Origin of the sequence: Leptospira abararensis (assembly GCF_016918735.1) — a bacterium.
In the GTDB taxonomy this organism is placed as follows: domain Bacteria; phylum Spirochaetota; class Leptospiria; order Leptospirales; family Leptospiraceae; genus Leptospira_A; species Leptospira_A abararensis.
In genome coordinates this window covers 201548-214781 of sequence record NZ_JAFFPR010000027.1, presented here as the reverse complement: position 1 = coordinate 214781, position 13234 = coordinate 201548, and the positions used below count along the sequence as shown (strand labels likewise).

The 13234-nt window shown below is 37.3% G+C and carries 12 protein-coding genes; 4 read left to right on the top strand and 8 right to left on the bottom strand.

The genetic code is table 11. From position 1 onward, the window contains the following. The first annotated feature begins 32 nt into the window (after window positions 1–32). Window positions 33–839 carry an FcpA-related putative periplasmic flagellar protein gene (locus JWG40_RS09255; protein WP_205285510.1) on the top strand — a complete coding sequence of 269 codons (807 nt, stop codon included), beginning with the start codon at window positions 33–35 and terminating at the stop codon, window positions 837–839. Here JWG40_RS09255 and JWG40_RS09250 read toward each other — a convergent pair. The 3 genes from JWG40_RS09250 to miaB form a co-directional block, all read right to left on the bottom strand. Continuing rightward, the gene (locus tag JWG40_RS09250) at window positions 836–1666 is read right to left on the bottom strand and encodes a hypothetical protein (RefSeq protein WP_205285509.1); all 831 of its coding nucleotides are present in this window, start codon (window positions 1664–1666) and stop codon (window positions 836–838) included. The genes JWG40_RS09255 and JWG40_RS09250 overlap by 4 nt on opposite strands. A 72-nt stretch (window positions 1667–1738) precedes the next feature. Continuing rightward, a complete protein-coding gene (locus tag JWG40_RS09245; protein WP_205285508.1) occupies window positions 1739–3331 on the bottom strand; it encodes an LptF/LptG family permease in 1593 nt (530 codons plus the stop codon). Then, a complete protein-coding gene (gene miaB / locus JWG40_RS09240) occupies window positions 3324–4700 on the bottom strand; it encodes a tRNA (N6-isopentenyl adenosine(37)-C2)-methylthiotransferase MiaB (protein WP_205285507.1) in 1377 nt (458 codons plus the stop codon). Before miaB ends, JWG40_RS09245 begins: the two co-directional genes overlap by 8 nt. A 63-nt stretch (window positions 4701–4763) precedes the next feature. Between miaB and JWG40_RS09235 the strand changes: the two genes are divergently transcribed. Then, entirely contained in the window at window positions 4764–5363 is a 600-nt protein-coding gene (locus JWG40_RS09235) for a J domain-containing protein (RefSeq protein WP_205285506.1), read from the top strand. On the opposite strand, the gene JWG40_RS09230 is transcribed toward JWG40_RS09235, so the two are convergent. The 3 genes from JWG40_RS09230 to JWG40_RS09220 are packed head-to-tail and all read right to left on the bottom strand — an operon-like array spanning window position 5360 to window position 9129. Then, the gene (locus JWG40_RS09230; protein ID WP_205285505.1) at window positions 5360–6496 is read right to left on the bottom strand and encodes a DUF1574 domain-containing protein; all 1137 of its coding nucleotides are present in this window, start codon (window positions 6494–6496) and stop codon (window positions 5360–5362) included. The two genes, JWG40_RS09235 and JWG40_RS09230, sit on opposite strands and share 4 nt — an antisense overlap. A 1-nt stretch (window position 6497) precedes the next feature. Further along, a complete protein-coding gene (locus JWG40_RS09225) occupies window positions 6498–7922 on the bottom strand; it encodes an MBOAT family O-acyltransferase (RefSeq protein ID WP_205285504.1) in 1425 nt (474 codons plus the stop codon). Window positions 7923–7947: 25 nt separating this feature from the next. Continuing rightward, complete coding sequence (locus JWG40_RS09220) at window positions 7948–9129, bottom strand: class I SAM-dependent rRNA methyltransferase (protein ID WP_205285503.1); 1182 nt, start codon at window positions 9127–9129, stop codon at window positions 7948–7950. Window positions 9130–9183: 54 nt separating this feature from the next. On the opposite strand from JWG40_RS09220, the gene JWG40_RS09215 reads away from it, so the two are divergent. Both JWG40_RS09215 and JWG40_RS20160 read left to right on the top strand, forming a co-directional pair. Further along, window positions 9184–10965 (top strand): 7TM diverse intracellular signaling domain-containing protein, encoded by a 1782-nt coding sequence (locus tag JWG40_RS09215; RefSeq protein WP_408611504.1) that lies wholly within the window; start codon window positions 9184–9186, stop codon window positions 10963–10965. Continuing rightward, on the top strand, window positions 10919–11716 hold the full coding sequence (locus JWG40_RS20160; RefSeq protein ID WP_408611502.1) for a SpoIIE family protein phosphatase: 798 nt from the start codon (window positions 10919–10921) through the stop codon (window positions 11714–11716). Before JWG40_RS09215 ends, JWG40_RS20160 begins: the two co-directional genes overlap by 47 nt. On the opposite strand, the gene JWG40_RS09210 is transcribed toward JWG40_RS20160, so the two are convergent. Further along, window positions 11691–12530 carry an undecaprenyl-diphosphate phosphatase gene (locus JWG40_RS09210; RefSeq protein ID WP_205285502.1) on the bottom strand — a complete coding sequence of 280 codons (840 nt, stop codon included), beginning with the start codon at window positions 12528–12530 and terminating at the stop codon, window positions 11691–11693. The genes JWG40_RS20160 and JWG40_RS09210 overlap by 26 nt on opposite strands. Window positions 12531–12536: 6 nt before the next feature. Beyond that, on the bottom strand, window positions 12537–13208 hold the full coding sequence (locus JWG40_RS09205) for a lipoprotein LipL31 (RefSeq protein ID WP_205285501.1): 672 nt from the start codon (window positions 13206–13208) through the stop codon (window positions 12537–12539). Between the last annotated feature and the right edge of the window lie 26 nt (window positions 13209–13234).

Genomic DNA, 13234 nt, shown 5'->3' with positions numbered 1-13234 from the left:
ATATCTAGGATTCAAGGAAAGTTTCCCTGTAAATGAAATTTCCCATACAATTTTTATGGATTTCTTTGATTTTTCTAGGATTACTCCCCCTCAGCTCCAAAGATACAAATCAGACGTCTTCTAAGGAAAACCGCGTGGAATCGATCCTTCCCTCCAGACCGGAATCGGGATCTCCGTGGGGGGAAAGTTCAGAACGATTGGATTCAATTCAAATACTCAACTTAGTAGATGAAAAGAATTCGGAAAGACGTTGGCAAGAAGCAAACAAAGAATACTCATTTGCCATTGATCATTTTGAATCTGGTAGAAAAAATCTAGAAAAACGAAGAGAAGATTCTAAAAAAGAAATATACTATGAAGATAGATACGAATGGCAAAAACAAATCAGAAAGGAAAACAAAGAAAAGGAATTTCAAAAGCAACTTTTTGACTTACGATCACAAACGGTAGCTCGCCTAGTGAAAGGTATGAATCTTTTAGATAAAATAGAAAACCCAAAGGTAAAGGAAAGTGCCCCTTACCAAGATTTAAAATCCGGAATTTACAGAGAATACATCAAACACCAAGAAGCGTTTAAAAACTATCTACAGGTCATTGATTTTACGCATCGTTATATTGATCTTTCCGCTAAAAATGAAAAAGAAGCAGAACCTCACAGGCTCCTTGCCCTGTCCTATGAAAAAATGGAACAAACAGCAATTCGCTCCAAAAACCAAGAACTCTATTACGAATTCAAAGAACTAAAGAAAAAACATCTATTGCGTTTTGCTGAAATTCACTATGGACGCGATTCCAAAGAATATGCGAGCATAGAAGAAAAGGTAGGAAAGGACTTTTAAATCAGTCCTAGTTTCTTTTTTAAAGATCTATTTTCTTCCACAAGTTCTTTAATTTCTTGTTCTGTATATTCGAAAAGTCGATCTTGGGCTCTTAAAATTTTATCCAAATTCATCTCTTCGATTCGAGAATAATTTAACACCTGTTCCGTTGCTTTTTGTAATTCCAAAGCCTGTTTGAGTTCTTTTTCCCGAAGCTCATCCAACTGTTGGCTTGCCTTTACACGTTCATGAAGTTCGATCAACTCCTGATTTTTCATATCATTGACTTTGTCTAAGGCTGTGTTGATTCCTGCTTGGGATCGTTTGACCAGTTCTTCGTATTTTAGAATAGAACGAAGGGCTTCGTTCTCCTTTTTGGATTCTTCATACTCTTGGTGTGCAAGCGTAAAAACGCCTTCGAAGAAACCAACATTCTCCAGACAAGAATTGCCAATGTCTAAAGCTGCTGCTTTATACGATTCCGATTGGATGGTCCGGTCCAAAATCATACGAAGTTCCCGAACATGGAGGGGATTTTCTAAAACTAAGTATTTTGCATGACCTTGGACCGCTTCCTGAATCTGGTCTACTCCATCTTCAGAGGATACAAGAATCAACGAAACAAAGGGATTGGCTTCAAAAGAAGCGGCAATCGTTGGTTGGATTTGTTTCCACTCCGCAAAGGTTACCTGGAGGAACAAAATATGAATATCGTTAGGACTTATGGAAATTCGATCCAATTCGTCCAATTGCATTTGGTTGACTTGAACTTTGATCTTCGAATGTTTCCAAAGTTCTACCGGAAAGGGGCGTCCTTTAGAAATATTCCAAATGTAAGAAGTTTTCAAATCATTTCTCCTGTGCTACAAATACTGCTTCTATAGGACTGCAGTCAGAGGAATTTTCTAGCAAATTTTGTTTTATTTGCGTTTTCGGAAGCGATTTTTTCTCAGTTCCATCTTCTCTTCCAAAAGGTCTCGAAACCGGAAGTAAAATCCCAATCGGCTCCGAATGGACTCAGGTAACTTGGCATCTGTTCGTGAAATCATAATGTAGATGGAAAGGGTGGCAATCACAATATTTGCCGACCAAGGTCCAACCCAATCGGGGACGTTTTCTTTATACGAAATCCCAGAACCAAAAATAAAGAACGTATAATAAATTAATAAGAAGATAACAGCCAGAGTAAAACTCATTCCTTTTCCCGATCTTTTAACAACAAGACCAAGCGGAAAGGAGAGAAAGAAAAATATTTGGCAAGAAAGAGGAGTCGCAAACCGCTTGTGAATTTCCACATTAAAAGCTGTCAGCGTTTTTTTCGATTCATTGAGTAATTCGGAAAGTTGGGTAAAAAGTGCAAATTTTTGAGCCATATCCTCTTGGCTACCGGTACTTGCTCCCATGATCAGTTCATACTTAAACTGTTCTACCATTTGTTTTAAACCGCCTACCCCTTTGATGGATAAACCGTATTCTTTCAAAATTTCTAATCCCGGAATATTTTCCAAACCTTCGGATTGAATGGCATTTCGAATTTCGATAAGCATTGGTAATGAAAAAGTATCTGGCTTCACATTGATACTTAAAGTTTTTGTATCTTTTTTGGATGGAGTGTTATAATCCATCTCCCCGTCCATAAAGTTTGTGATTCCAATGGCATTGGTTTCTGGATCCCATTCAATGACATATCCCTTTCTCAACCGTACCGATTTTTCATATTCACCAGCTAAGTTTTTTTTCTCGACTAACAGTCCTTCTTGGGCATTTATGATTTGCAACATTTTGGATCCACCCATAGGAACTGCCAAATTATTTACCATAATAAAGTCAGTTCCATCGGCAGAGATTGCCCACTCACGGATTTGGACATTGCTTAGGTTTCCATCAGCATCAATACCGCCTGAATACATAGTCCTTCCCTTTTCGGAGAAAAAATCCTGAGTTTTATCTCCAGAGAACTGACCAGGTTGGATGGCAAGTAACGGGTTGTAGGTGGCAATCCAGTTGTCAAAATCTTTCATCTTACGCGTATTCTCCGGCCCTAAATAAAAATTTAAGTACCCAACAATAAGCGTCATTAGAAAACCAAATACGAGAAAATTGGAATAAATATAAGGAAACGAAACTCCGGAAGCACGCATAGCGGTAATCTCAGAATCTCCCGATAAACGACCTGCGGCCATAATCCCTGACATCAAACAAGCCATGGGAATTGTCATTGGGAGAGTATTCCCAAAAACATATCCCATATAATCCAATAAACGAAAAAAATCGACACCCTTACCCACAAACAAACCAATCATTTTTTGGATGGCCACAGCCATGTAAATCATAGTGAAAAAGGAAAGAGCGACAAGAAAGGGGCTTAAAATTTCCTTTAGGATATAGATTCTAAGGATGGAAGGTTTGAAACGTTTCCATTTACCCAAACGATCCGTATCCACCATAAAACCTGGTGGTAAGTCATCTTTAGAGAAGACTCTTACGGTTCGTAAATCGACTTGTTTAGCCAATGAGGGTTCCTTTTAAAGTAGCACTAGTAGCTGACTCAACTTTAACTTTAACTGTTTTCCCAATCCAATCTTGCGGGTTTTTCGAAGCGTTTTCAGGAATGGGAAACACAACCATTCGACCACAATGGGACCTACCGCATAACTCGAGTTTTGATTTTTTTGAAGTGTTTTCGACAAGCACTGAAAACTCATTTCCGATCTTGGACTGATTTTTTTCATGAGAGATTTTGGTTTGTAACTCTACAAGTTCAATGAGCCTTTTACTTTTGACTTCTTCTGGAACATCGTCAATAAACTTTCGTTTAGCGATTGTACCTTCTCTTTCGGAATATTTGAACATATATGACATGTCAAATTTTACTTTTTTTACTACTTCAAGAGTTTCCTGAAATTCTTCTTCTGTTTCTCCGGGAAAACCCACGATGATATCAGAAGTGATTCCGATATCAGGAATTCGACTCTGAATGCTAGCAACTAAGTCCAGATATTCTTCTTTGGTATAACTTCGTTTCATATCCCTAAGAACTTTGGAACTTCCCGCTTGTAATGGCATGTGGATTTGTGAAGAAAAACGTTCTTCTTTAGCCATAAGAGAAATAAGATGATCAGGGAAGTCTTTTGGATGAGGGCTTGTGAACCGAACCCGTTCTATAGTGGTTTCTTTTAAAATTGTTTCCACCAATGCACAAAAGTCTGTATTTTCAAAAGAGTAACTATTTACATTTTGGCCAAGTAGTGTAATTTGTTTTACACCCATCTCTTCTAATTGTAGAATTTCTGTAACAATGGAACCGGGTTCGCGACTTCTTTCTCTCCCTCTCGTATAAGGAACAACACAAAAAGTACAGAAATTATTGCACCCTCGCATGATCGTAACAAAAGCTTGAATGCCATTCACCACTTTTGGTTCCAATTCATCATAGGTTTCTGTTCGAGAAAGACGTGTTAGTTGGACATCACGTTCGCCTTCTCTAATTTTCTGAATGAGCTCTGGTAAAGTTCTATAATTATCTGGACCAACAATTAAATCCAATGGTAGTTCTTGGTGGAATAAATCCTCACCCAAATTCTGTGCCATACAACCTAGAACCCCAATGACGAGGTTTGGATTTTTTTTCTTTAGATATCCTAGAGATTGTAACCTTCCATAAATTTTGGCATGGGCATTTTCTCTGACAGCGCAGGTATTGAGAAAGATAATATCGCTTTCTTCGACCGAATCTGTGGTCTCATATTTTTCTTTGCGAAAGAGTTCCTTAACGATTCCCGTATCGTATTCGTTCATTTGACACCCGTAGGTCTCCACATAGACCTTTCCGAGTTGGATGGGGCTCTCTGCGGTAGGAATTTCGGTCAAGGATGGGTTCATAATGATATGTTTTTCCAGAAAATCTCCTTGTAAAGCAAAGAAGAAGGATACTAAAAGGAGTATATGGCTCGGACAAAACGGGAGACATTCTACGAAATCTTGGGAGTAACCAAGGAATCAACAACGGAAACAATCGAAGCTATTTATTTAAAGGAATTAGAGTTTTGGGAACATTTGCAAGGCGCAGGAATTCTGGAGGCCAAGGACAAAATTCTGGAACTGACGCGAGCTTACCTAACCCTTAGCGAACCCAAAAAAAGAAAAGATTACGACTCCCAACTTGATTTCGAATTTGTGCTTTTGGACGGGAAAGCGAAAGATCCGGAAATGGAAGAAGCCTATGACCAATACCGGCTAAGCCATCATAAAACCTACCAAGAAATCATCAGCGATTTCACTCGTTTTCGAGAGGAAATGGGAGATACCCTTTGGATTCTCAAAAAAACCACAATTTATATGGTTCTAAACCTTCTCTTGTATTCAGGACTTATCCTTCTTCATTCCCTGTGGATCGAAAATACGGAAAATCAGAAAGTCTGGGGTAATCATTTATCCGATTGGGGTTCTGGAATCTTTTTAGCAGCCAGTGCTCTCGGTTATCTTTTCTTTCGCTTCCGTTTTCTAAATAAAGAACTAGAAAAACGGAAAGAAAAAAGAATCTAACGAACTTCTTTGGGAAAAAGTATCGGCAAAAGATTCGGGAAACAGGCTCCACTCAAGTGAAGTGAGTCGACAAAATCTTTGCAAACCCAATGCGGATCCACGTTAGGATCTACCACAGTGAATTTGGAATTTGGAACTTGAGAGGCAGAAGCCACTGCCGATTTAATTTCCCTATTGAATCTTTCCAAAAGTCCATCCGTAGACATCCGCCTTCTTAAGGCATCCGAAACAGCAGGAAAATAAACAATTACTGGAATACCCGTTCCTTTTAGTAAATCTAACATTCTCTTAAAGAAATAAATTTGCGTCGGAGCCAAACTAGTGCCGCGCAAATACTGGTTGTACATTGCTTCTGCGTCTCTTTCTAAAAAAATATCCATATTAGCAAATTTGATTTCGTTGGGAAGGGCGCCAAATTTCACTCGGTTTACCATTTTGATTTTATCAATGTAGTTTCTTTTGTGTTCTTTGCCTGTGATGCTTACCGCCATACCAGGGAAAAAACCTACTTCGATATTCTTATTATTCGCTTTAATTGCCGTTGGATCCAATGGGTATTTGTATAGAGCAAAGAATTTTTTTAAGAAATAAATCTCCACCTCATCCATAGAAAAGCCTTCAGCATTCGTTTTCCATGGATCCTTTGTTTTTAATCGATAAAAGTCTAGATGTTTTAAAACATACTCATTGTCATAGGATCCGTTCAAAGAGTAATCGATGGCAGCCTGGGAAAACAAAAGTGGATCTACTTCAATCAGAACATAACGAAGAGGAAGTTTGGCATTTAAACTTCTCTCCAACCAATAAGCCTGGAAACTCGGTGGGCCAAAGGGGGCAGCGAAGTTAAAAGTATTCGTATTGGGAAAAAAAGACTCTACCATTTCAGAGTCAAATTCCCCCGAACGAGAACTTCCTAAAATTAAACCAATTTGTTTGGAAGGATTCTTCTTTCTTTCTTCCAACATAACCTCGAAGAGATCTTCTTTTAACTCATAGAACTTTCTTTCAATTTTTTTCCAACTATAGGTGTTTTCTACAATGATTGGCAAAAAGAAAATTTTATCCAAAAGGAAAAGTGCAAAAGCTAGAAAGATCGGATACAAAACTATAGGAAATTTAAGTTTAGAATTCATATTAAAATTGGAAATAGATAAATTCCGTTCCTCCCGGAGCAAGATAACCTAACAAGATTGTAACGATTAACGAAAAAACCAGGAGAAAACTAAGAGATGTTTTCGTAGACCAGTTTTCTCTTGGAAAACTTGGTTTGGTTTGCAGGTAGTTCAGTAAAAATGTGAGAAATAAACTGTAAACAATCAGTTCTAATTTATTCGTTCTCTCTCCCGATGCTCCTGTAAAAGCTCTAAAATACATAGCCAACGCATTGTGAACGGAAGGTGCATTAAAAAAAGGAATTGTGAAAACAAAAAAACAGAACGCATACACCACACCAAGGTATTTTTTCCATATAGGAACTATCGTATTTTTTTCGGGATTTCGAATGAGCTCAATTTTACGCTCAAAACTTAGCATAAGTCCATGTAAAAATCCCCAAATAATGAACGTAAAATTGGCTCCATGCCAAAAGCCTGCGAGAGTAAAGGTTACAATTAAGTTCAAGTATCCCCGATATTCAGAAACTCTAGAACCACCTAACGGAAAGTAAATATAATCTTTGATCCAAGTTGCAAGAGTCATATGCCAACGAGTCCACAACTCTCGTACTGACCTAGAGAGGTAAGGCGCATGAAAGTTTTCAGGCAAATTAATTCCTAGAAGTTTTCCAAGTCCCCTTGCAAGATCTGTATATCCACTAAAATCACAGTATACTCGAGCTGCATACCCAAACCAAGCGATGAAATTTGTAAACCCATCATACTGTTCTGGATTTTGAAAGATGGGTTCAATGACTGGAGATAAATTATCAGCAAGAACTACTTTCTTAAGTAACCCAAGAAAAACTAAGTAATAACCTTCGAAAAGTTGTTCCTTCTTCGCATTCCAAACTTCTAATTGATAAAAAAATTCACCATGACGGACAATTGGGCCTGCCACTAATTGTGGAAAGAAAAAGATAAACAAAGCAAATTGTAAAAAGTTAGGGTTCTCTTCTGCATTTCCACGTTTAATATCAATGGTATAGGCAACCATCTGGAAAGTGTAAAAACTAATGGCAAGCGGAAGGGTAATAGAATCAGCTCCAAATTGAGAATTTAAGAAACTTTGGATTGATTCTGGTGCAAAAAAAATGCTTCCCGTAAATTGAAAAAGCAAAGCCCAAAGAAAATAGAAATATTTGAATAAGAAGAGGTTTCCAAAATTTACAAAAAGAGAAACCGGATACCAAAAAGAGGATTTATTTTTAAGGATTTGTTTATTGAATAAATGGTTTAAACCTACAATCGAAAGGAAGTGAAAAGCAAAGGGAATCGACCAGGCAGCATAAAAAACAAAAGATGCCAGAAACAAAAACCCCAATCTGTACTTACCGCGAAACACCCAGTGCAAACAGTATACGACAAGGAAAAACAAAAGAAAACTAAGGGATGTAAATTTCATTCTAAGATTTCACCAATGTAAAAGATTAAGTATCGCCATCAACCTGAATCACAAGGCCTTTTAAGTATTCTCCTTCAGGATGGAAGACAGAATAACCATGGTCGGGACTCTGAGTTAGATGGTGCAAAATTCTAACTCTTTTTTTGGCATCTTTTGCAGCTCCGAAAACTATTTTTTTAAACAAATCAAAAGAAATATGTTGGGAACAAGAGAAGGTAAAAATTAATCCCCCTGGTTTTATTTTATACATAGCCCGCATGTTAATGTCTTTGTATCCTCGGCTTGCCTGATTGACGGTAGCAATGCTCTTTGTAAATGCCGGTGGATCCAGAATGACCAGATCATAAAAATGTGGTTCCATCGCTTTTAAATAATCAAAACTATCTAAAACTAAACTTTTATGCCTATTTGGCTCTTTTTCAGAAGAAAAACCATTTAAAGCCAAGTTTCGTTCACAAAGTTCGATGGCTTGTTTGGAAATATCTAAACTATGAACTGTTTTTGCACCAGCTAATAGTGCATAAACGGAAAAAGCGCCCGAATAGGCAAAAGTATTTAATACGACTCTTCCGAAAGCATACCGAGCAAGTAGCGCTCGATTGTCTCTCTGGTCTAAAAAAAATCCTGTTTTTTGGCCTTTGGTAATGTCGGCAATAAATTGGATTCCATGTTCCGTAAAAACAGCATCAGTGTCCTTTCCTTTGTGAAAAGTAGCCTCCCCGCCTTGTTTGTCCTCAGGTTTATCACTTTTTTCCAAAATGGTTTCAAAGCCCTTTTCTGAAAGGAAGGAAACAAGCCACTCACGTAACTTTAAAGCGCCAGGAGTTTTCAGTTGCATTACAGCTGTTTTGTGATAGCAATCAACAACGATACCGGGAACACCGTCTCCTTCTGAGTGAAAAAGTCGAAACCCCGTAGTTTCTTTAGGAAGTAATTTCTCTTTGGATTCTAGAATGCCAGTCCATTTTGAACTCCAATACAACTCAGTAGAACCATCTTCTTCTTCATCAAAAGAGAACAAACGAATTCTGATTTGGCTTTTTGGATCGTAATGGCCCCAAGCAAGAAACTCACCGGACGAGGATTCAACTCGCACAGTATCTCCTGAAACCAAGTCTTTTTCTCCCGAAGCAACCGCTCCAGAAAAGATCCAAGGATGAAAATTTAATACAGCTTTTTCTTTATTCTTTTTTAATCGAATGACCATTTTGCATCCATTTGGAATTGTATCAGAGTTATGAACGTAAGAGTTCGTCTATATATGATAAAACCGATACTCATCTTTCTTGTCTTTTCTTTTTCCCTTCTCCATTCCCAGGCTGTCTCCGTTTCTGCTACAAAAACAAATGCCGAAGAAATGATTTCATTGGATTCAAACACGCAGGATCCGGAATCCTTTTGGTTCATGACTGACGAAGTTCTCAGTGAATCAACCATTGAATCCTTTACCGAATCAAACTTTTCCAATCGATCATGGAAACGAGTTCTCGTGCCTGGGAGTTTGTATAAAAATAAAGGAGATTATTCGACAAAAAAAACAGTTTTTCTTGCGAAATGGATAGTTTTTCCGGAAAACCGAAACATACAATTTAGTTTGCGATTGGGTGTGATCAATGATCGCGACAAAACCTATCTCAATGGAAAAAAAATTGGGGAAACAGGGGTTTGGAACTCACTCGAACCGCAAGCCTATGACAAACTGAGAATATATCGTGTTCCTTCTGATCTCATTCAATATGGTAAAAAAAATCTCCTCCTCATCCAAATTCAACCTTACTTCGGTAATTCGGGTGGGATCGAACAAGATGAAACCATTCTTGGACCCTCGGAAAAAATTTATTCACGATTTTATAAAGATGAATTCATAAAATTACTTTTTTTAACTATTTATTCCACCGTTGGAGGATATTTTCTTTTTCTATTCATCCGAAGGAGAAAGGATAAAGAAAATCTTTTTTTCGCACTCTTCTCTTATTCATTCGTAATATATAATTTTCTAAGAAACCAACTTAAATACGAATTCGAATTTCCTTTTTTAGAAATGAAAAAATTGGAATATATGGTCATTCTACTCCTTATACCATTTATGTATCATTTCCTAAGAACATTATTTAAGGAACGTTACAGCATTTGGGGAAAGTCATTAGATGCCTTACAACTGGGATTCTTTTTGTTTTTTGCATTCACTCACAATATTGAAACCTTCAGTTTGTTACTTACAAATTTTGTCCAACCTACCTGGTTAGCTTATGTCGTACTAATCTTTATCATTTTATCCAGAAACTTAAAGAAAAAGGAAAGGAGAGCTTTTTATATTACCATCGGACTCACCATTGTTCTCATTGCTGCTATCATTGATACAGCCACCAATCGAAATTATTGGGTTTTTCCTCGGATTATGGGTTATACCTTCCTTGTCTTTAATATCTCACTTGCTATCATCCTTGCCAATTCCTTTGTCAAACTGAACGAAGAGGTAGAAGACTTAAATAAAAACTTAGAAAAAAAAGTGGAAGAAAGAACGGACGCCTTAAACGAGTCATTACTCCAATTACAGATTTTAAAAGAAAAACAAGATGGTGATTACTTTTTAACTTCCCTTCTCATCCAACCACTGGCGCGGATTGAAAACCAAATTCAAGAAATCAAAATTGATACCTATGTCGACCAAAAGAAAAAATTTCAGTTTCGAGGAAAAGAGGGAGAGATTGGTGGAGATATTTGCATAGTGGGAACCATCCATTTAGAATCGGGAGCCTATACGGTATTTGCCAATGGTGATGCGATGGGTAAATCCATCCAAGGAGCAGGTGGTGCCCTTGTACTTGGTGTTGTGTTTCAAGCAGTATTATCTCGTGCGAAATCAAGTTATACAAAGTCGAGACCACCGGAACTTTGGCTGAAAGATCTCTATGTAGAACTTCAATCCGTGTTTGTTAGTTTCGATGGTTCTATGTTATCCAGCGTTGTCCTGGGAATGGTATCCAAGAACGGCTTTGTGTATTATATCAAATGCAGAACATCCATGGAGCATTCTTTATAGAGATGGCGTTGCCTCTTTTATTGAAACAGAACTTTCTATGAGAAAACTAGGTTTTCCAAAAAATGATCACTACTTTCAAATCAAAACATTTCCGCTAGAACCTGGTGATATCTTGCTCATAGGTTCTGACGGAAGAGATGATATCGGACTTGTCCAAAATGATAGCAATCTTCGTTCCATCAATGAAGATGAAACATTAATTTTACGTTTTGTAGAACGTGCAGAAGCAAATCTAAAAAACATAGTTCATGAAATTGAATCGAGTGGCGAGATTACCGATGACCTTTCGTTTTTAAAAATAGAATACTTTCCAGAAAATCCTAGAATGTCCCTACCTGAAATTGTAAAAAAAGAATATATAGAAATTAAAAACAAATCCAAACAAGGGAAATATGCGGAAGCATTAGAGCAGTTACTGCCTCTGATTGAAAATTTTCCCCATCCTTCCTTTTTGGCTCTCGCTGGAAATTTGCAGTACCAACTAAAGGACTGGAAAGAAGCCATCAAAAATCTAAAACTTGCATCGAAGGATAATCCAATCAAAGAAGAGTATCTTTATATGACAGCAAGAGCTTTATACAAAAATGGACAAGTCCAGGAAGCAATCATTTGGTGTGAACGTTTATTTTTGAGAAATAAACTCTACAAGCAGAATACAAAATTGCTTATGTATCTGCTCGATAAGACAAACAATATAGACAAAAAGGAATTCTATTTAGAATTTTTTAGCCACGAACAAAGTATAGTATAACAAGGATTCCGAGGAAAATACGATAGATCCCAAAAGACAGAAAACTTCTACGACGAATGAAGGCCATGAACAATCGTATGATAAAATAACAAATCACAAAAGAAACAATACTACCCAAAAGAAGTAAACCTATGGTTTCTGAATTCAAGATACCACGGTGTTTATAAAGTTTGTATAAACCAGCTAACGTCAAAACGGGAATTGCTAGAAAAAAGGAAAATTCCGCAGAATCTTTTTTAGAGACACCAAGAATCCTTGCTGTAATGATTGTGGCTGCGGAACGAGAAACACCTGGAATCAAAGCAAAACACTGAAAAAATCCGACGAGAATTGATTCCTTCATTCCAATGGATTTACCTTCGCTTTCATCATAGTGCCTCATTTCTACAAAAACCATAATGAGCCCACCAACAAACCAAGAAAGTCCCAGGATAAGAAGAAGGTCCGGTCGCATTTTGATTTGGTCTAAACTATTCTTAAAAACAAATCCCAAAATTAGAATAGGAAGAATGCCCACAATCAAATTACGATAAAAAGAGAAACCTGCATTTTCTTCTGATCTTTTGGCGATAAAGAGAGCAGCTGATTTTGTATGTTTCCATAAAAGTTGGAAGTATAAAACAACAACAGAAAGGATAGCACCTGTTTGGATAAATATATCAAATAAATCCTCAAAGGATTCATGATTTACTTTTAGGTTTTCAAAAGGAAAAAAGTAACTGAAGAGGAAAAGATGTCCCGTAGAAGAGACCGGAAGGAATTCCGTGGCAGCTTCGATGATACCACGGAGAAATGCATTTAAAGTATTGTCCATTCCGACTTATTTTTGTTCGTTGGCTGGTTCTTCTACTTTTTTCTTTGGTGCAAGGTAAGCATCCAGGTCAAATTTATCGTTACGTTTGATAGTTACTTCTTCTTTAATTCTTTCAACTACTAAGGGAAGTTGTTCTCTAGTTTGTAATTGTTTGATTTGAGCTTTAGCAAAAGTAAGGCATTTATCAATAGTTAGGTTTGCGATATTCCTATCCAATCCGCGCAATCTTTCGCATTCTGCTTTTGCTTGTTCATCAGTGATTTGGATTTTTTTCTCAACCTGTTCTGATACATACATTTGCGCAATGGTTTGCATCTCTACTTGTTTGATTACTTCAGCAACATCTGGTCGAGAGATGTAACCGTTTTTTTCAGCCACTAGACGAGTCATAATCATCTGGCGGTAAGTTTGGTAGAAATTTTTCTTTTGGAGTTGGTAGTTTAGATCTTGGAAATTTTGCGGAACTTCGTTGATATCTTTTTCGATGAACTCAAGAAGAGTCTTTTTTTCGATATTTTGCAATCGGCTGATGGAATCAAGTGCCGTATCATAAGCCGCTTCAAAGTCTTTTACGGTAATTTTATGGTTATCCAAAGTTTCGATCACCGGAGAAGAGTCCGAACACTGAACGAAGAGAAGGGATGCCAAAAAAACAAACAAAGGAAGGATTTTAGTCATATTATTTTAGTGCCTGAAAGGATTTG

Excerpts from the sequence above, each read along its gene's own strand:
- miaB (WP_205285507.1), bottom strand. The coding sequence starts at position 4,700 with ATGAACCCATCCTTGACCGAAATTCCTACCGCAGAGAGCCCCATCCAA.
- JWG40_RS09230 (WP_205285505.1), bottom strand. The coding sequence starts at position 6,496 with ATGAATTCTAAACTTAAATTTCCTATAGTTTTGTATCCGATCTTTCTA.
- JWG40_RS09215 (WP_408611504.1), top strand. The coding sequence starts at position 9,184 with ATGATAAAACCGATACTCATCTTTCTTGTCTTTTCTTTTTCCCTTCTC.
- JWG40_RS09220 (WP_205285503.1), bottom strand. The coding sequence starts at position 9,129 with ATGGTCATTCGATTAAAAAAGAATAAAGAAAAAGCTGTATTAAATTTT.
- JWG40_RS09225 (WP_205285504.1), bottom strand. The coding sequence starts at position 7,922 with ATGAAATTTACATCCCTTAGTTTTCTTTTGTTTTTCCTTGTCGTATAC.
- JWG40_RS09255 (WP_205285510.1), top strand. The coding sequence starts at position 33 with ATGAAATTTCCCATACAATTTTTATGGATTTCTTTGATTTTTCTAGGA.
- JWG40_RS09205 (WP_205285501.1), bottom strand. The coding sequence starts at position 13,208 with ATGACTAAAATCCTTCCTTTGTTTGTTTTTTTGGCATCCCTTCTCTTC.
- JWG40_RS09235 (WP_205285506.1), top strand. The coding sequence starts at position 4,764 with ATGGCTCGGACAAAACGGGAGACATTCTACGAAATCTTGGGAGTAACC.
- JWG40_RS09210 (WP_205285502.1), bottom strand. The coding sequence starts at position 12,530 with ATGGACAATACTTTAAATGCATTTCTCCGTGGTATCATCGAAGCTGCC.